This is a genomic window from Neobacillus sp. NPDC058068 (assembly GCF_042885335.1).
GTDB lineage: Bacteria > Bacillota > Bacilli > Bacillales > Cytobacillaceae > Neobacillus.
The window spans coordinates 321,579-340,718 of the sequence record NZ_JBHVSI010000001.1 but is presented as its reverse complement, the minus strand read 5'-3'; the positions used below and the strand labels follow the sequence as shown (position 1 = coordinate 340,718).

At 39.7% G+C, this 19,140-nt stretch carries 17 protein-coding genes; 4 read left to right on the top strand and 13 right to left on the bottom strand.

Annotated features, from left to right (window positions below):
- Positions 1 to 5: 5 nt before the first annotated feature.
- The 7 genes from ACFVSW_RS01580 to ACFVSW_RS01550 form a co-directional block, all read right to left on the bottom strand.
- Positions 6 to 1,385 carry a Mur ligase family protein gene (locus ACFVSW_RS01580; RefSeq protein ID WP_387311416.1) on the bottom strand — a complete coding sequence of 460 codons (1,380 nt, stop codon included), beginning with the start codon at positions 1,383 to 1,385 and terminating at the stop codon, positions 6 to 8.
- 365 nt (positions 1,386 to 1,750) lie between these two features.
- Complete coding sequence (locus ACFVSW_RS01575; RefSeq protein ID WP_387311414.1) at positions 1,751 to 3,331, bottom strand: SagB family peptide dehydrogenase; 1,581 nt, start codon at positions 3,329 to 3,331, stop codon at positions 1,751 to 1,753.
- A gap of 22 nt (positions 3,332 to 3,353) precedes the next feature.
- Complete coding sequence (locus ACFVSW_RS01570) at positions 3,354 to 5,294, bottom strand: TOMM precursor leader peptide-binding protein (protein ID WP_387311412.1); 1,941 nt, start codon at positions 5,292 to 5,294, stop codon at positions 3,354 to 3,356.
- Entirely contained in the window at positions 5,291 to 7,249 is a 1,959-nt protein-coding gene (locus ACFVSW_RS01565; protein ID WP_387311410.1) for a putative thiazole-containing bacteriocin maturation protein, read from the bottom strand. The genes ACFVSW_RS01570 and ACFVSW_RS01565 overlap by 4 nt, the downstream gene beginning before the upstream one ends.
- Positions 7,250 to 7,290: 41 nt before the next feature.
- On the bottom strand, positions 7,291 to 7,689 hold the full coding sequence (locus ACFVSW_RS01560) for a hypothetical protein (protein WP_387311408.1): 399 nt from the start codon (positions 7,687 to 7,689) through the stop codon (positions 7,291 to 7,293).
- A gap of 486 nt (positions 7,690 to 8,175) precedes the next feature.
- Complete coding sequence (locus ACFVSW_RS01555) at positions 8,176 to 8,448, bottom strand: heterocycloanthracin/sonorensin family bacteriocin (RefSeq protein ID WP_387311406.1); 273 nt, start codon at positions 8,446 to 8,448, stop codon at positions 8,176 to 8,178.
- A 342-nt stretch (positions 8,449 to 8,790) separates the two neighbouring features.
- Complete coding sequence (locus ACFVSW_RS01550; protein WP_387311404.1) at positions 8,791 to 9,978, bottom strand: SEC-C metal-binding domain-containing protein; 1,188 nt, start codon at positions 9,976 to 9,978, stop codon at positions 8,791 to 8,793.
- A 425-nt stretch (positions 9,979 to 10,403) separates the two neighbouring features.
- On the opposite strand from ACFVSW_RS01550, the gene ACFVSW_RS01545 reads away from it, so the two are divergent.
- The 4 genes from ACFVSW_RS01545 (at position 10,404) to ACFVSW_RS01530 (ending at position 14,222) form a co-directional block, all read left to right on the top strand.
- On the top strand, positions 10,404 to 10,661 hold the full coding sequence (locus tag ACFVSW_RS01545; RefSeq protein WP_387311402.1) for a DUF2533 family protein: 258 nt from the start codon (positions 10,404 to 10,406) through the stop codon (positions 10,659 to 10,661).
- Between the two features lie 11 nt (positions 10,662 to 10,672).
- A complete protein-coding gene (locus tag ACFVSW_RS01540) occupies positions 10,673 to 11,356 on the top strand; it encodes a LexA family transcriptional regulator (protein ID WP_387311400.1) in 684 nt (227 codons plus the stop codon).
- Positions 11,357 to 11,627: 271 nt separating this feature from the next.
- Entirely contained in the window at positions 11,628 to 12,827 is a 1,200-nt protein-coding gene (locus ACFVSW_RS01535; RefSeq protein WP_387311398.1) for an iron-containing alcohol dehydrogenase, read from the top strand.
- Positions 12,828 to 12,851: 24 nt separating this feature from the next.
- Positions 12,852 to 14,222, top strand: a complete 1,371-nt coding sequence (locus ACFVSW_RS01530; protein WP_387311396.1) for an aldehyde dehydrogenase — start codon at positions 12,852 to 12,854, stop codon at positions 14,220 to 14,222.
- A gap of 56 nt (positions 14,223 to 14,278) precedes the next feature.
- Here the strand turns inward: ACFVSW_RS01530 and ACFVSW_RS01525 are convergent, their stop codons facing one another.
- From ACFVSW_RS01525 to ACFVSW_RS01500, 6 genes are all read right to left on the bottom strand, one after another.
- Positions 14,279 to 14,854, bottom strand: coding sequence for a GNAT family N-acetyltransferase (locus ACFVSW_RS01525; protein WP_387311394.1), 576 nt, complete (start codon positions 14,852 to 14,854; stop codon positions 14,279 to 14,281).
- Positions 14,855 to 14,931: 77 nt separating this feature from the next.
- On the bottom strand, positions 14,932 to 15,366 hold the full coding sequence (locus ACFVSW_RS01520; protein ID WP_387311392.1) for a DUF6526 family protein: 435 nt from the start codon (positions 15,364 to 15,366) through the stop codon (positions 14,932 to 14,934).
- Between the two features lie 16 nt (positions 15,367 to 15,382).
- Complete coding sequence (locus ACFVSW_RS01515; protein ID WP_387311390.1) at positions 15,383 to 16,483, bottom strand: ABC transporter permease; 1,101 nt, start codon at positions 16,481 to 16,483, stop codon at positions 15,383 to 15,385.
- Positions 16,480 to 17,409, bottom strand: a complete 930-nt coding sequence (locus ACFVSW_RS01510) for an ABC transporter ATP-binding protein (RefSeq protein ID WP_387311388.1) — start codon at positions 17,407 to 17,409, stop codon at positions 16,480 to 16,482. Before ACFVSW_RS01510 ends, ACFVSW_RS01515 begins: the two co-directional genes overlap by 4 nt.
- Positions 17,410 to 17,637: 228 nt before the next feature.
- On the bottom strand, positions 17,638 to 18,441 hold the full coding sequence (locus ACFVSW_RS01505) for a LysM peptidoglycan-binding domain-containing protein (RefSeq protein WP_387311386.1): 804 nt from the start codon (positions 18,439 to 18,441) through the stop codon (positions 17,638 to 17,640).
- A 219-nt stretch (positions 18,442 to 18,660) separates the two neighbouring features.
- A complete protein-coding gene (locus tag ACFVSW_RS01500) occupies positions 18,661 to 19,125 on the bottom strand; it encodes a hypothetical protein (RefSeq protein ID WP_387311384.1) in 465 nt (154 codons plus the stop codon).
- Positions 19,126 to 19,140 lie beyond the last annotated feature (15 nt).

The following is a 19,140-nucleotide window of genomic DNA, read 5'->3' as shown; positions in this document are numbered from 1 at the left end:
GGCCATTAACTTCTTAAATATTCGATGACATCATCGAAGTCTGTGTCATTCCCGCCCGTTTTGAAATAAACAATGTCATTTGGGATTAAAAATGAATCAAAAAACCTCTTCATTTCCTCTGCATCTGAAAAATGATAAACATTATGCGGATTTACTCCTGCCTCTATAGCTGGCTTTGCAAAATCTTTTGCAATGGCCCCTTTGGTGATGAGAACATCGACCCCCAAATCACCGAGTAGATGTCCTGCCTTCTCGTATTCTTCATCTGCATATTTTCCCAGTGATGCCATTCTTCCCAGAACAGCAATTTTTCTTTGGGATGGAAATGCTATTTTGCTTAATGTTTCTAAGCCTTTTCTTAAGGAAGCAGGATTTGACTTCCAAGTATCATCCACCAACGTAATTTGATTTCGTCCTTCAATTATTTGAAAATGGGATCCGATATGATGATAAGTGGATAATCTCTTTAAAGCATAGTGAAGATCCACTCCTAAGATTGCAGCGGCTGCTAATGAAGCGGCTGCATTATATACATTATGCTCACCAAGACCCGGTATATATCCTTTATATTCTCTTTTCTTATATTCAATCCAATATGTCATGCCGGATGAATTATATTGATACTTCTTTATCCTAAAAATAGCATCCTTGTTTTTTCCAAACGTTTTAATCTCTCCCTTAAATTTAGAAGTATCGATGGAGGAGAGATATGGGTCGTCCGTATTTAGAATGAGAGTTCCCTCATTATTCATACCTTGCATTATTTTTGCCTTTTCTGCGAGATAATCATCGAATGATCGAATATCATCCGTATGATCCACATCAATCATTGTCATAATCCCAATAGTCGGGTAAAAATACTTGCAGGACTCCGTCATATCCCCTTTTGAAGATACGGCTGTTTCAAATACTGCCACATCCGTATCTTTATCAATTCCCATTAAATAAGGAAGGTTGTAATAATCGGCATTTTTGCTGGATATTGTTGCTTGGACATTGTGTGTTTCTTCCAAAATGTGTTTTAGCATTTCTTTCGTAGTAGTCTTTCCACATGTACCAGTAATGGCGACTACAGGAATGTTAAACAGATGCCTGTAATACGAAGTGAATTTATAGAAAGTGTCTTTGAGATCCTTTACCATAATGATTTGCTCAGGATTTAATCTTTCCATATAAGAAAATGGTGTATCTGTAACGATGAATACATTCTTGTAATTCTTTATAGATTTAACAGGCACCTCTGTGTTGTTCCATCGAAAATATAACGTATGACTCCTAATTTCAAATCTGTCATAAGTGACCGTCTGAATCCGTATACCTTTTTGCTTTATTTTAGGCTGAATGTTCATTGCAGTTAAAATGTTCTCCAATAATAATGTCTTCAAAATGTCCCTCCTAAGTTCCTTTTTTGAAAAAAGGCATCTCCCCTAATAATCCTGTTTTATATGGGTAGTAGTGATCGAATCACTTTGAATTCAAATGCTAATGTATCATATGACGTGTCCCCTATTGCAGGTGTGTGATAAATACTAAGTCCAGAAATGAAAGAATACATCTACAAGGTATTTGGTATTTTTGTGTCATTCGTCATTGTTGCCATTATGTTACTCTGTTTGTGTCAAACCGGTTATAGAGAAACTCCTCACCATACTTTATGATAGTTTGTCTCTTTAATTGAAAAAAGACATAGTATACAAGAAATGGATAAAACTTGTATACTATGTCGTAATAAAATTTACTCTTGTCTAACCTAGCTATTCAAATTTCCTTTTAACCAGGCACGGGGACGGTATGGACCTACTGGGATTTGGATGAGGCTCGTAATTTGTTTCGAATCGTTTCTGTAAAGTTCATCACATTGGTTTGCATTAAAGCCTAAGAGTGGGTGGCCCCCCATACCTAAGGCACACGATATCAAGAGCAGCCGTTGCAAGAGTATCCCCGCTTCCATCTGTTGAATTCGGTATCCTCTATAACCTAATTCCTCTTTTAGGTGATCCTTTCCTCCAACAACATGTAGGCAGAGCGGAACTTGAAACAGATTTACATTGGGCATTGTTAAACCAGATTGCAAAATCTCCCGGAAATCCCCGTTTGTTATTCTTCGAAGGGAATGCGAGCTTTTGTCATAGGCGTAAGCACCATTTGAAACGCCCTCCACGTTATAAAAAAAGCCGTGCAATGATAAACGAGTCACAGGATCCTCATCTGTGTCATCAAGATCATTCTGATACGAAAAGGAAAATGTCTCTTTTAACAAAGTGGATATGGTATTTTGACTGACTTTCCCCATCATAAAATCAATATCAGGAGAATGTCTCTCTCTACAAACAGAAGCAAGATCGTACGAAAAGGACTCCGTTGTTGGCAGCATGATGAATTCCGTACCAAAGGACTTTTTTACACGATCATCTTTTTTTATCTTGACAAAAGACTGGGTTGTTTCAAACATCGATGCTTCATTCATCTCTTTGAGCAGCGGGTAATCAAGGACTCTCTTTGAACGGTTATAGGTTTCATGCTGCACCAATGGCACTTCCCGGGTCAATTCAGCGGCAGAAACATTTTCTTCTCTATTAAATTTATCAACACATTGGATAGATGGGTAAATAGATAACGGGATCACCGCATAGACACTTTCGTCCTGTTCCGATAGCCCAAGCAAATGATTAATAGAACGATCAAGAAATTGATAACATACTCGTGATGAGAATCCCATCCGATCGGCCACTTCTAATGCTTGCCCAATGACACAACCGGCATCTAACCCTTGGAGCCTGTAGGAAAAATTATTGTATTTATAAAAATTTTTCCAAAAAACGGTTGAGACAAAAACAGTGCAGAAACTATCAGAAACATCACAATTTCCAAGACTTCTTGACAAGTAAGAATCGTAATTTCCTTCTCGGAGCAAACGGAGGCAGTGATGGGCCACATCGTAGTGATATATTCCCTTCGGTACGTCCGCAAGCTTACTATACACATATAATTCATTGGGATACAACGCTCCTCCAGAGGGAACAAATCTTCGTAGTAACTGGGTGTAGCTTACTGCAGTTCTTTCCTCTGGATCCTCAAGGAAAGCCGATTGAGCGTATTGTGTCAGGCCGTAAACATACCATAAAAAAGACCTGAGCTCCTCTAGTCCGGGTTCATCCAGTGCCTCTCGTCCGTTTAGTGTTAATGGTATATCTCCGGACAATGGAATCTCTGGTAAGCCGCGGTACAGTTTATAAGGAAGTGGTGCGTCCCCCCAATCCACTTCCCAATCTGGCGGAGCAAGTTTTTCTGTGTCAAAGTGAAGGTGGTGAAGAAATGTTTCTAGGTTCAATCGTAAACCTCCTACTTTTCAATTATGGGAACGGATGGGGATATGGATTAAGCTGTTCAAACGATAACGGCTGTTTGGTAAATCCAAGTTTCATTGGTACTTGGAGGACCCTTTCCAGCCCTTTGACACGGGTAAGATGATGTCCGAAAGTCATCGGCAACATGCCAGGAATCAATACCTTTACACAGAATAATCCGTTCCGTTTGGTTATAGGTGTCGTTTGGTCCACCACAATGACCTCGAGGTCCAACTTGCGGAACCTTTGAAGAAGATCCTGGAGATCATCCTTCAAATCGGTATTCACAGGAGGCTGTTTAAATTCCTCAGCAAACGATCGTAATGGACGATGATCATCCAATAAAAAGTTCAGCCGATCCTCTGCTTCCCGCAGGCCGTAAAGCAGGCCATGGTCCTCCATCGTACGAACAGCAAATGGATCTTTTAGCATTTCTTCATATTTCCGCCGGTTTTCCTCCACTATTTTATCGTGCCTAACCATCATTCCAGCGAGCTCGTAAATCGAGCTTTTTACAGCTCTAACAGGATCTGGACTAGCGCCTGCTGCACAGATGATGTTTACACCCTTTGATCTTCTGTTTTTTGCCACTGCAAAAACGCTGGGAATCTCATGTTCCATTGTCGAATTGTACAAATAAACGTCATATCCCGCCACCTCTCGTAAACGGTCGACCATCAGCTCTAGTTCTTTATCGTTAGCAGAATGAGGGTCAAGACGAGGGAGGGGCAGCTCGGCATACCAAGTTAACAAGAAGGAATCCCGCTCGACGACCTCCATAATCCCATGGAAAATGGCTTCCTCTAAGCTCCCTCCTAATGCACACCCGTTGGAGGTTTCATAAACAAAGCCCTCCCCATTGCCTAAACTGTAATAGGCTAATAACTCCGGTACAAGTATTGGACGTTCTTGTAAGAACGAATAACCCCAGACCCAATTCATTGGGGCATCAGGATGAAACGGTTTAAACGGAAAATGAGGCTTTGCATATTGTTCCTGATCATGTATACCTACTGTTTCAGGATTTAGCGCGATATGCTTTACGTGATGATAACTATCATGAACTTTCTTCTTTTTGCCTTGGGGCTCGATTCCGCAATATCGCTCCAATCCCTCCAAAATGGCCGTTAGTTCACTCATTTCATAAGAATTAGTACGGCCAGCTACTCCCTCGTCTGCTCCAAACAACGGCATGTTAACCAAAACATCGGCAAATGGGAGCCTTAAATCCTCCATTTTTCCATTCATAATTCCACTACGATCATCTAAATAATCTTCGACTAGCACTGTTTTCAATTCATCCATCGAACGGCAGCGATAACCGGCACCATTTAATTTAGGGCTGGATTCTAGGCTAATTTGTGCTAATTCAGGTGTGTCTTCAGGGATTGGACTGCAAATCGGACACAAAGGATCTGGCAAGAAAAAGTGACTGGAGGTCGTTAATGTTCTTAGATTGGTAATGAACATCCTTTCTTCCAAGGAGGAAGGTTCTCCCTGAAGAACTTTTTGCACTTCGTTATTAATCAAGTTTGCCATTTGCAACAGTCCCGATCGAGAAGCCCAGGCATCACGCAGGACACCTGCTCCAGTTCCCATTCTCGCTTGAAGGTTCCACATTTCAAGGCGATCGCTTCCGGCTATCAAGCGCCGTTTATCAGCACAGAGAGAACATCCCGGTGTTCCGTGAAGAACGATTGGACCAATAATTCCCTCACCAAACGAAACGAAACCTCGAAGCCAAGGAATACCATTGATCCTCAATCTCTGCCCTGCTTTTTGATAAACGGATGGATGCCAGGCATCGTCGAGCACTAGAACTAATTCTGTATCCTCGGGAATCTCTTCAAATATGCTTTGACGTCTTACGAGATAGCTGGTGGACAAGTGATCACAAACATAATCTGCTAATATACCAGCTCCGTCAACGAGGATACATGCAGTCATTGGGAAGCCCCCTCTCGTACCTGCACACCATATACGCCTGCCAGCCCTTGTTTTAAAAAGGGCTCAAGCGACAGATCGTAGACATATAACTGTTTGTTGTTGCTATTCAAAACCTGAATGGAAGATTGTAATAGCTCCAATTGTGTCATTTCCTCAAAAGAGGGAATATTGAGTTTAGTTTCGCTTTTTTCCAAATACCTCATAGACTTCTTCTCTTGCCTCTCGACGGAATTTATCTGGTTTTGAGCATCGAAAAGTGCTTGCTGCAATGTATCTCGGAGTGCCAATGTGGTATTTAAACCTGCCCCGGTGTACCAATGGCCATTTGACCTTACACATACCACCGGGAAGCCCAACACATCCTCTTTTAAACCAATCGCCGATGAACCGTTCAAGGTAGTCAGTGCCTTTAAATAAAATCGGCATTTTTTATCTTCTATGGCTCCGATTGGCACACGATAAACCGTATGATCCCCCTTTCTACTTTTCAATTCTTTATCTAGAAAGGCTTGCAGCCCCCGACAAACAGCCTCTGCAGTTGTTTCTCCTGAACCGATACCAATAAACCCCTCTGCAACGTTCGCGCCAGTCCTAGCTGTCTGATTCTTGACTCTAAAATTATGGGAATCTACCATTTTTGACACATACATTTCAATGCCCTTTAGGCCGGCATTTCTTCTTGCTTCTTCATGTGTCAGGCCCGAACAGACAACTTCCGGCTGCAGTTCCGCCGGTCCCTCTGACATTGGGTCAACTGTCTGAACATAGCATTGGGATAGAGGAAGCTGTGGCAAATTTCGTTCCTCCCAGGTATGGAAAATACCTATTTCTTTCGAAGTTAAGCGACTGAAATATTCCAAAAGCAGTCCCTGTTGTTCATCCCTATCCGATTCTTGTTTAAGTCTTTCATCAAGATCTTCAATCAGTTCGGGTGCATAACTTTTAGACGTTACAAATGGATGTGTAATGAAGTAAAGCCAGTCTCCTTCCATTGTTTCAAGATCAAGCAGGTAAATTTGATTACATTGATTCTCATCTGCTACTCCTGTAACCTTTTTGAAAAATTCGAATACAGAGACATTTGCCAAAGTTGCTCCTGATGTGGAAGAGAAGCCACGAGACCGCTCATCGGCTTGCACGAAAGATTGATGAATTCTGCGCCATGCAGACTCGAAGCACCCTTCTGATTCTGGATAGGTTAACGGACCGGAGAGCCCTACTTTTTCTAAATAGATGGCTGGGAGAAATGCCTTATTTTCTTCTTTGCAAACTTGATTGAGATTCCTTAATTCATTTACATTTCTATCCTGTGAAACATACAGGATCCAATCATAATGTTGAACAGCTCCTCTCCAAAAATTTTCCCCCGCCCCTTTATGATAGGGCACTTCCACCATCTCCACATCGGAATCTACTTTCCACGCATGTTCCACCATTTCATTTAGCCGCAGCCTATTGGTTGGAACCGTATCTGTTACCATGACATTTAATTTGGGCAGTCCAGATTCTATTAAGGCTGCGACCAACGATATAAGGATGTGTCCAGAGCCGACAATCAAAACCTTTGCCTGACGATATACTTGAAAATGGTAAGCCCCTGATTCAGAAAAATTCTCGATGAATTCAATTTGTGATGCATATTTTTCAAGTACTTGCTGATTTAATTGATGGGGAATATCTTTGCTGACATCACGAACAAACCCATTCTTGTACAACGTTTCTCCGATTTCGTAGACCCTGTTACGATACGGTGGTGTTAACCCCTCCGTCAAAGCTGCCAATGTTTGCTCTCCATTGAACATCGGAAGCAATTTTTCAATCCACTGATAGATGGTTGTGCCTTCCATTCGGAATGAGCTTACGTTATTTCTAAAATAGACACCCCCCTTTTGATCCGGGAGAAAAAATGTATCCCTTTTGGCCTTTAGACGTGAGGACGAGTTAAGTTCTGCCATGAAGCTCCTCCTTATTCCTATTCGTTACGTCTTGCGCACTATTAGTTTATGTACGATTTTTTGTCCAATATGATAAACATTGTAAAGAAGTGCCCCTGAGGCAGATCCTGCAGGGGCACTTCCTTTTGATAAAATTTATATGGAAATTTAAACCAGTTGAAATAATATTTAAACAACAACAACGCTGGTACAGTTATAGCAGTTATAGTAGCTATCATAGTAGCCATCATAGTAGCCGCCAGAGCAGCCGCCACATCCACCACATCCACCACATCCACCACATCCGCCAAAACCAAAACCAAAGCCGAAACAGCCAAAAACGCCACAGCGGAAACCGCCACAACGAAAACCTCCACATCGAAAACCGCCGCAACGAAAGCCACCGCCGCCACAGCGAAAGCCACCACCGCCGCAACGAAAGCCGCCACCTCCACCTCCACAACGAAAGCCGCCATGAAGGCGCGGATCTAGGTTCTGTAGATCCATTGGAACTAACTCACCAGCTTGATAAGGATCGATTCCCAACCCTTGCAGTTCATTTTGAAAATTGTGCATCTTTTCCTCCCCTTTATATTTAATCAGATGAACCCTAAATAGAGAGTTGAAAAGTAAATTATCTGGTTTGTATTAAATAAAACATCAGATACGCTCTGTACTCTCTTCAACAAATTATGATTCCTTTTAGGTCACTGTTACTAAATAAAGAGCCTAATTTAGAAGGAATAAAGTAGGGTGACCACTTCCATGGCCACCCCCTCATCAAACCGTACGTGCCCTATTAAGGCACACGGTTTACCAACATGTTACATTGAATTCTTTATTTGCATGTGCATAGTTTATTTGTTTTATCTTTTATCTTCTGACGAAAGTCCTTCCACCTGGAATCAAAATAATGTTTTACAGTTTCTTTCCAGAATTCGAACCAATTAAATAAAACCGAAACCGATGCCAAAACAGCCAAAGCCACCGAAACAGCCGCCAAAACCACCACAACCGCCGCAACCGCCGCAACCGCCGCAACCGCCGAAACCACCGCAACGAAAGCCCCCGCAGCGAAAGCCCCCGCAACCGCCGCAACGAAAGCCGCCACAGCGCCCAAACACGCGTGAATCCTGGATTTGTTGACCGAATGGAACTAACTCACCAGAATGATAAGGTTCAATTCCCAACCCGTGTAGCTCATTTTGAAAATTGTACATCTTTTCCTCCCCTTTGTATTTTAATCAGATGAAACCTAAATAGAGAGTTGAAAAGTAAATTAGCAGGTTTGTAGAAATTAAAACATCAGATACGCTGTGTACTCTCTTCAACAAATTATGATTCCTTTTAGGTTGCTGTTACTAAATAAAGCGCCTATTTTACGTTGAAGGTTTAAATGATTGAATGCTATATTTATCCCCTCCGTGAAAAAGGGGCCAGACCCCCGGTGCGTTAATGTGTTAACACACCGAGGGTCTGGCACCAAAATTAAGACAAAGAAAAGCTTGGAATCCCAAACGCACAAAGAAACCCTCCGGATTATACTGACCGGAGGGTTGATTTTATTTTCCACAACACTTCTTATATTTCTTCATGCTTCCACAAGGACATGGATCATTTCTACCAATTCTCTTGTTTTTAACCGTTTGTAATGGTTGCAATTCCTTTTGCTCTAATGCAGATAATTCAGAAGCAGTATGGCCTTTTAGGAACCACACTCTAGTATTATTCATGAGATTAACTACCATTGCCATACATGCTTGTATTGTATGAAAATCATTTAATTCGATCCTACTTTGTAAAAATTGAAGGATATCACTCGAATTTTCTCCAATTTGTGTAGCATAAACGCATTCTTCCACAATACCATCCGCCTCTTTCCTGCTAATGGTATAATTTTGGGTAAGAAAATTTACAAACTGTTTATAGCTTTCGTTTCGTTCAACATAACCAGGTTCACCAGCAATTAGCAATTGGTCCTTCGAAAAAGGATAAAACGCCACACCCATTCTTTTCTGCTGCTCCTGCTTCACTCTTTCCGGATCAAATACTCTCGCATTTGAGAACCCATATTGATTGATTCGGATTTCTCTATAATAGATAGCAGCAGCATCTATCACCGATAAATATTCTGCTACATCTAATGGTTCCTTTAGATAATTTTCTAGCATCTTTATTAATTCTGTAATACTTAAGGATCCATAATAATAAAGGAGACCATGAGTAAGTTTAATCCAATTAGTATTTCGTTGAACAATTGATAATATCGATAAGTTTGTAACAAGATTAGCCGATTGTTCCACTATTTCCTCTGGCATTACTATTACCTTATTTTCTTCAAGCGTCCCTGAGAAGAGTAAGCCTAGTGAACGGAAGTATTCAATTTGAAAATCTTCTAAAGTTGGAACGGTTATATATCCGCCTCGTTTGCCAATATTCTTTATTAAGTTCAATCGATCCTTATCAAATGGTAAGAAGCTCTTTTCTATCAAAGCAGGAATTTTTTCTTGCAGCAGCGCGATTAATTCCGCTTTTTTTAAGCTACTAGCGTTTTTTATTTCTAACCTTCTACGAATCGAATTCAATTCGTCTCTCGTTAGATTATTAAGACCATCAGCAAGTGAAAAAGGAAGGGAAATTTCATTCCAGTTTTTTTTATCCCTTTTCTCCTTAGCTTTCGTTGTTGTTTCTTTTAGCTTTTCTAAAGCAAAAAGCACCTTTCCATTTGCATCTCTTTCAAAATCCTTCATTTCAAAATCACCTCAAATAATCCAAACCTGTTTATATAGTTTCGAAAAAAATACTACTTATTATATCATACGAACGAATAGGCAGATAGATTGTTGATTTCGAAACTTTTTATGAATAATAAACTTACCTTGTTTATATCAAAAAGACTAGTCTTTCATGCGAAAAAAATTATTCTAATATATTATTTATAAAGTGTTACACCGTGATTTTTAGCATTTTCCCTCTAATTAAGTATACTAATATACTAATTGCAAGAAAAGATTAGGCCACCTTGAAAATTTTTCCTGGAAAGCTAAATGCGTCTGAGAGCGAATCTCAAACGATGCTAAAAGGCGTAATATTGTTTTATTTTTCAGGTTGCTGAATTCTCTTCATAACCAATTATGGTATGATAAAATCAGCTAACCATTATAGGAGTGAAAACATGAGTGTCCATAAAGATTTAATTAAACATGCCGCGAATCAAAATAAATGGTACCAAGAGTTCCAGGCTCTGGATCAACTGCGTGAAAGCTATATTGAAGATGCCGTTGAATTATGTAAACAAGGCTCCTCCTTCTCGACCGAAAAAATTAATGAAGTAACCAATAGGATGAATAAGATAAACTTACGATTTGTTCCGGAACGGAAAATTGTAACGGTTGAAATGGTTCAAGAATATGTGAACTCATTTACAAAATAATGAAACAGGTGGTGACGGCTACGATTTCCTTAACCAAAAGACGACGAGAATTTTTAGACCAGATTTGGTATCAATATCAGAATACCAATCTTCCTGTCCATTATTCGGAAGTGGCCGAAGCGATTGGTGTGAGTAAATGGACTGCCTATGATGTATTAAAAAGCCTGGAAGGCCAAGGGCTATTAAAAAGAACTTATAATGCCAATGAAAATGAAACAGGCCGCTCCGTTGTCGTCTTCTCCCCTACAGATCTGGCTGGTCATCTGTTCCAAAAAGAAAGAAGAGAAATTTCAAATACAGATGAATGGGAAATGATTCTTAACGAGGTAACAGACTTAATTGAAAACCAGCAATATCTCCCTTTGATGGATGCAATCAATATTATTTTGGAGTTAATGAAAACCGTCGAGGTTAAGCTAAAATTCTGTGCCTACTTCCTTTGTGTGCTCATTTTATTTTTGAATAGCCTCGGTGATGCTATAAAGGATTTAACTGTTAATGTTGTGAATTCATCACAGGAATCAAAAGTACAGCTGTCAGTGTTTGTTGGTGCAGTTGTCGGAATGATTATTCAGTCTGTAGGTGAGGAATTAAGCCCTGAAATGATCATATTAGTAAAGCAATTTTTTGATAATGTCAATCAACTAGATTCAGTTGAATTGGACCTCTTAATTGAGTTCATTAAACAAAGTTAACCATTCTTAGCCAGCCTTAAATATATGTGGGTGGCTTTTTTCTCTATTACAAAAGTAAAGTAAAAATTGTTTTCTGAATATTTATTATATTCGTAATATTTTCCTTGACATTTCTAAAATGAATGCGTTATAAAAGTATTAGAGGTTTTTGGGCTTTTTGAGTTTATCTCCCCTCTTTTTGGGTCTTTTGGGTATCCTGTTGTTAGTTTTTAAACTTCTTAGACTGCAATAAAGATTACATTCAATTTTTCAAAAAAAGTGAGGTAATGTTATGTATAAGGTGTATTGCAGGTCTTTTCAAGGAGTGATGAAAATAGCTTCCACCTTCATGCCTTGGCGGGAGCCTGAGCTCTTAGTGGGAGAAAATAGTTTAAAAGAATTGCCGAAACTTATAAAACAGAATAAAATTGATAGCGTTTTAATCGTGACCGACCAAGGAATTGTATCGGTTGGGCTAATGGACAAATTTCTGATTGACTTGCGAGCTGAAGGAATCGACTATTTCATATATGACAAAACCGTCCCAAACCCAACCATAGATAATATTGAGGAAGCCTTTCAAATGTTCACGGCATATAATTGTAACGGGATCGTCGCCTTCGGCGGCGGATCGCCTATGGATTGTGCTAAAGGGGTCGGTGCCCGGGCAGCAAGACCAAATAAGAGCATTCCTCAAATGAAGGGTGTATTAAAGGTGTTGAAAAAAATGCCTCCCCTGTTTGCTATCCCCACCACCGCCGGAACTGGAAGCGAAGCAACCTTAGCTGCGGTTGTTTCTAATAGCGAGACACATGAAAAATATGCCATAATGGACACATCACTTATTCCACATTATGCTGTTCTTGATCCATTACTTATCGTTAATCTTCCCCCTCATATTACAGCAGCAACAGGAATTGACGCCTTAACACATGCAGTTGAAGCATACATCGGCAAAAGTAACACGAAGGAAACCACCCAGTACAGTTTAGATGCGGTGAAATTAATCTTTGAAAATCTCTATGAGTCCTATACAAACGGGACGAACATCCAAGCACGCACGAAAATGCAGAAAGCTGCCTATTTAGCTGGAATGGCATTCACAAGGGCCTATGTTGGTTATGTCCATGCAATTGCCCATACGCTAGGTGGATTTTATTCTGTTCCCCACGGTCTGGCAAATGCAATTATCCTCCCCTATGTCTTGGAGTATTACGGCGAATCCGTACACAAACCTTTGGCCGAGCTGGCAGAATTAGTTGGTATTGGTGATCCCGCAGATACTACCGAGCAAAAGGCAGTTAAGTTTATTGAAGCGGTAAAGGATCTAAATGATAGTATGGCGATTCCGAAAAAAGTAAGTGGGATTGTCGATAGCGATATACCAGTAATGGTTGAACGTGCATTAAAAGAGGCGAACCCTTTATATCCTGTACCAAGGATATTAAATAAGGATGATTTATTTACTCTATACCAATTAATAAAAGAATAACGACGATCTAAGGTGGTTAATGAAATGGAAAATTACAATTCCATAATTGCTCAGCAAAAGGCTTTTTTTCGAACTGAAATGACCAAAGATATTTCATACCGACTTGAAGCGCTACAAATATTGAGAAACGCTATTAAAAATAATGAGCAAGTGCTGATGGATGCCTTGAAGGCGGATTTAAATAAATCTGAATTTGATGCGTATACCTCTGAAATCGGTTTTGTTCTAGAAGAATTACGATTTACGATTAAACATCTACGTTCATGGGTAAAGCCAAAAAAGGTTAAAACACCTTTAACGCATATTGGCTCCAGCAGCTACATTTATTCGGAACCATACGGAGTTACTCTCATCATTGCTCCTTGGAATTACCCCTTTCAATTGGCCATCGCTCCATTAATCGGTGCCATTGCCGCTGGAAACTGCGCGGTTATCAAACCTTCAGAATTAACGCCGAAAACATCTGAAATACTAGGGAAAATCATTAATGATTTATACCCCGAAGAGTACATTTCCGTTGTCCAAGGAGGCGTAGAAACAAGCCAAGCACTCCTTAATGAAAAATTTGATTATATCTTTTTTACCGGAAGCGTACCTGTGGGAAAGGTCATTATGGAGGCGGCAGCGAAAAATTTAACCCCAGTGACATTAGAATTGGGCGGAAAGAGCCCTTGTATCGTTCATAGGGATGCCAATATAAAGCTGGCAGCAAAACGGATAGCCTGGGGGAAGTTCACAAATGCCGGACAAACCTGTATTGCCCCGGATTATTTGTATCTTCATAAAAGCATTAAGGATCAATTCCTCCAACAATTTAAAGAGACAACGATTGAATTGTATGGGGAGCAGCCGTTAAACAATGTTAATTTTACAAGAATCGTGAGTGATCGGCATTTTCAGCGGTTGTGCTCCTTCCTCAACAATGGTGAACTTTTTATGGGAGGTAATGCAAATCAAGAAAAGCTTACGATTGAGCCGACGGTCCTTACGAATGTCACCTGGGAGGAACCGCTTATGCAGGACGAAATCTTCGGGCCGATTCTGCCTGTACTTGAATATGATGCGCTTTCAGAAGTAGTAGAAGGGATTCATCGTCATCCGAAACCGCTCGCACTTTATATTTTTACAGAAAATAATGCCATACAAAAGCAAGTATTAAAGAGCATTTCTTTTGGCGGCGGCTGTGTCAATGACACGGTTTATCATTTTGCCTCCCCATACCTTCCCTTTGGCGGAGTTGGAAATAGCGGGATTGGCGCCTATCATGGAAAAGGCAATTTTGATACTTTCTCCCATCAAAAAAGCGTTCTTGAACAAACGACCTTATTTGATATCTCATTTCGTTACCCAAATGTGAAGAATGGGCTGAAAAAAATTAAGCTTTTTATCAAGTAATGAAAGCCATTAAAAAGGTTAACCAAAAAATTCTGGTTAACCTTTTTTAGTATACTTTAAAGATTATCTAATATATTCCCTTTCCCAACTTCTTCGTTAAAGGTCAGAACCTCATCAACTGGCTGGTAGGAATCACCATAGAAATGTTTGTCCTTATAGGTGTGAATCATATCATAGGTTTTTTTCATGGCTTCAAATATCATTTCTTCCGATTCATGAAGTGGTGCCCAATAAAGGATTTCCATCTTATTAATCTCATTTGTCGCAAGAGATTTTCTCTCGTACCCGATAGATTCCGCATGCTCAAAGCCTTCGCGTTTGTAATAACGCAGCCTTTTTTCTGTATCACTGTCCTCATAATTAACTGGTTCGACTTCAAGGATGATCGGTTTCCCCTTGCTTTTCATTTTTTCCATTAGTTTTCGACCAAGCCCCTGGCCGCGGGCAATTTTCGAAACGAAAAGGTAATCGATAAAAACAAAATTATCGAGCTCCACATACATTAAAACATGATTGGGTCCTTCATCTTTATGATAGATTTCAGAACGCTCTTTAAGTAAAGTTTCCATATGCTCTCTTGATTTCATCTCTTCAACCGGAAAATATTGATTCAACTTTTCATACCAATGCATAAACATACTCCTTTACTTCATGATAATTTTCATAATGGAAGTATGTGTTAAAATTTAGATTTAATACTGCATCCACTTTATATCCGATTATAGTCTGCCCGCCAAGTTTGAATCGCTTTCTTAATTTCATCCGGTTTTAAATTTTCCGCTGCTGCCCGCCTACTTAACTCAGGAAATTCCTTGTCATCTGCAAAACGTAATGCTGCCACTTGAGCGAAACTGAGTTTAGGATCCAATAACTCCCCCGTTAATACATAATAACGAAGGTTCTCTTCTGCACGAATCGCCCGATCTTGTGCCTTTAATGGATATAACCGTAAAAGGACTGCGATGATTACAATGATTATCATCATTAGAAAAAGGATTATCGATTGAAGTATGTTCTCTCCCTGGATGATGGTACGAACCATATAGACAATAGTAGTTACTAACGTTCCTAATAATAATAACTGCAAAACATAATGATAAATCGGGTGCACTCGAACGTGCGTTTGATAATCTTGCTTCCTCATTTTTCTCCTCCTCATCCTATTCCCATTTAAACACATAGCTGGCAATGATAAAGGCACCAACGAGCCAACCGCCTAAAATCAGTGCCTCTGTCCCTAAGCTCAGAAACGATGCTCCAACATTCATCGTTTCTCGTAATGCATGGCTAAGATGGGCAATCGGTAAAATCTGAACAATTGGCTGCAAAAATTCTGGCATATTTTTAATCGGGAAAAACACGCCTCCCAAAAATAGCATCGGAAAGGACAGAAATCCGGCAATTGGACCCGCACTTTCTGGAGTTTTAGCGATGCCTGCAATAATAAACCCAATCGCCATAAATGCCAGTGTCCCTAAGATGACAAAACTGATTAAAGTAAACCACGACCCGCGGACTTCAACACCAAAAATCAGATGCCCTACTCCTAGAACAATAAGCGCTTGCAAGCCATTCAATACAAGGCGGGCAGTAATTTGCGCCGCAATAAAAGTAGATGCCTTTAGAGTGGTTCCTTGCATTCTTCTTAAAATTCCCCGCTCTCTCCAGGCAGCAATTTGGCCAGCAACGCCATTCATGTTATTACTCATAATCATCATCGCGACAATCCCTGGCACTAAAAAATCAATATACTTTAAATTTAGCGTTTCGACACCTTTCATATCCATTGCAACTACAGGATGATAATCCAGGATGTCTTTACTAATTCCATCAACAATATTACTTACTACCTGAAGACCGACTTGTGATACGGCAATGTTCGTTTCATTAAAGTATACAGGAAGTAAGTAGGGTGCTTTTTTTCCTGGTGGACTACTTAAGCTTGCATCGTATCCTTTTGGGATGACGACAACTAGCTGTAAATCATCTTTTTTCAATTTGTTTAAAGCTTTATTTTCATTCTTTTCTATTTGTACTGTTAGTGCTTTGTTTTCAATTAGAGTGGTTAATAAATCTTTTGATGAAAAGGATTGGTCTTGGTCTACAACACCAATTGTTAAAGAAATCCCATTACCATTTGATAAAAATGAACCTAGGATAACCATGAGGAAAAGCGGGAAAGCCAGCGTCCAAAACAAGACCTGACGATTTCGAAGGAATATCCGCAGCTGCGATAATGTTAGTTGCCAATAAGCTCTCATCCTTCTCTTAATCTCCTTCCGGTCATATGTAAAAACACATCTTCTAATGTAGCTGTTCGAGTTTGCAAATCTGTTAATTTAAGTTGTTTATCCGAAGCCATGTGAATTAAACTTGTTAAAGTGAGTTGAAGATCATCTGTATATAGAACACAAACATCCTTTTGATTCCCAACCTTTGTTACCCCTTCGATTTCATGTAACTCCACTTCAGTGGATTCATTTTCAAACCGGAACTCCACCGCATTATCTGACTGCAGGTTTTTTACAAGCTGGGACGGTGTGTCTAACGCAATAAGCTCTCCTTGATTCATAATCGCAATACGGTCACATAATACATGTGCCTCATCCATGTAATGGGTGGTTAACACAATAGTTTTCCCTTTCTTTTTTAATAGGAGGATAATATCCCAAAGCGTTCTTCGTGCCTGTGGGTCAAGCCCTGTTGTCGGCTCATCTAAGAAGATGATCCAAGGGTCATGAACAAGTGCCAAGGCAATGGCCAGTCTTTGTTTCTGTCCTCCTGATAGACTTTTTATCCGACTTTTCCTTTTTTCGGCTAGCATCATCTCCTCAATTAAGGTAGGAATGGAAACCTGTTTCGGATAAAAACTTGCATATAAATGTAAGATTTCTTCAACTGTAAGCAGTTCAAAGAGTGACGTCGATTGTAATTGAACACCGATGACCTCTTTTACCTTTTTTAATTCTCTTGTGATGTCAAATCCACCAACGATCGCTGTCCCTTGATCGGGTTTTCTTAGACCGACCAACATTTCTAACGTAGTGGTTTTTCCCGCCCCATTTGGACCGAGAAGACCGAAAACTTCCCCTTTATAAACCTGAAATTCGACTCCCTTTACTGCCGTGAAATCGCCATATGTTTTCACCAGATTGATAACTTGAATGATTTCTTCTTGAGAACTCATTTTTCACACTCCATATTATTCATACTTAAGCGTACATGCTGAACTCTTCAATTAATCATTATCTTCGGTAATTTGTGGTCACTTGCTCTTGTTAAAAAACAACTCTAAATACCATTATTCTATAAAAAATAGATTATTCCTCTAAAATTAAAAGCAAAAAACAATGGAGCTATCTAAGCACATAAAAAAGGAGTCGTTATCCGACCCCTTGTTAAACTTTCCTTGTTATTAAAATATTGAAATAAGTGCTCCGTTCTTATGTATTACCGTTACTTCCTGGCCTGCTCTTTTTTCGTATTCGGATGCTGAACCGTATGGAACTGTTAAAACAAATGGCTCATCCCTATGCTTAAACTCTACGGTAAAGTTGTCCGCAGACCCTACTACCTTTACTTTTGTGGAAATTGCCGGACCGGGAATCGTCAGCTTTTGCCCAATCAGAACCATTTCAAGGTGAAGTCCATTCGCTTTTTTCACGTCCGCTACCTCTACTCCAAATCGGTTAGAAATTCCCCATAGCGTGTCTCCTGGTTTCACTGTGTACACTTGATTAATCTCTTTAGCTTGGGAATCAGCAGCTAGTTTTAATTTTTGACCAATATAAATCTGATCTCCCTGTAAATGATTAATCTTTTTTAAATCATTCATACTGACACCTGATTTTTTTGCCAGGGAATAAAGGGTATCCCCTTTTTGGACAGAATAAAGACTTGTGCTTTCTTTTCCATGGACTGGTTGTACATGTTCGGGTACCAATAGCTGCTGTCCAGCCATTATTTTTTCAGAAGTTAGACCATTAACCTCTTTTAGCTGTTCGACACTGACATCATACTTTTTGGACAGACTATATAGTGTATCATTCTTTACTACAGTATAGGATGTACTGTATGCTGCCACTCTTGTTGTCAGTAAAGCAACAGCCGTAATTGCTCCAGCTACAGCAGCTGTTGTCAGTTTTTGATTACGCGCTCTCATCTTTTTCTGGCGTAATTCAGCTAATCTTTGTTTTCTCTTTATAAACGTCGTACTCAAAGTTCTATACCCCCATAAAATGATCTAAATAGATTACCTTATAGTGTTTCGACAAATCACTCCAATTTATGACTGTATATTAAAAATATTCCTCAATATCCATCTTTTTTTAAAATCCAGTGTTTTAATAGCCTTTGCAACATTTTTATTTTTTGGTAATAAAAATAAACCATCATGGTAATCCTGTTTGAAAATGGACTACCATGATGGTTTTCTAAATTAGCTTTTTTGCAGTTTTTTTCGAATCATGATAACTGAGAATCCCCCGCAAAGGACAATAATCGCAGCTAAAATATAGATTGGCTTAAGTCCAGAGCCGCTTTCTTTAGGAGTCCCGCCGTCCCGTAACAGTTCGTTACTATTTGTGGTCATAATCACAGGTTGCTGTCCGCCATCTACAACTGTTACATTTTTCTCTCCAAAAAACTCAATTAAATAATGGATGGTTTCTTCGTTATACGGTTGGACGCCAATTTCAATTGTATTTTCTAAAGGCGCGGTGTGCGTAACCGTAATGCCTTTATCTGCCAACTCATCCTTTTTATCTTCAAAAATAATTTTATCGACCTCTTTTTGTTTTTCAAGCATAGCCGCAGTTGGCTCAGAAGCTGCAAATGTTGTTAATGTTGCCATAAATGGAATGCCAAGCCCCAATATAATTGCCATGAGCATTTTAAGTTTCATTTTATGTTCCTCCTA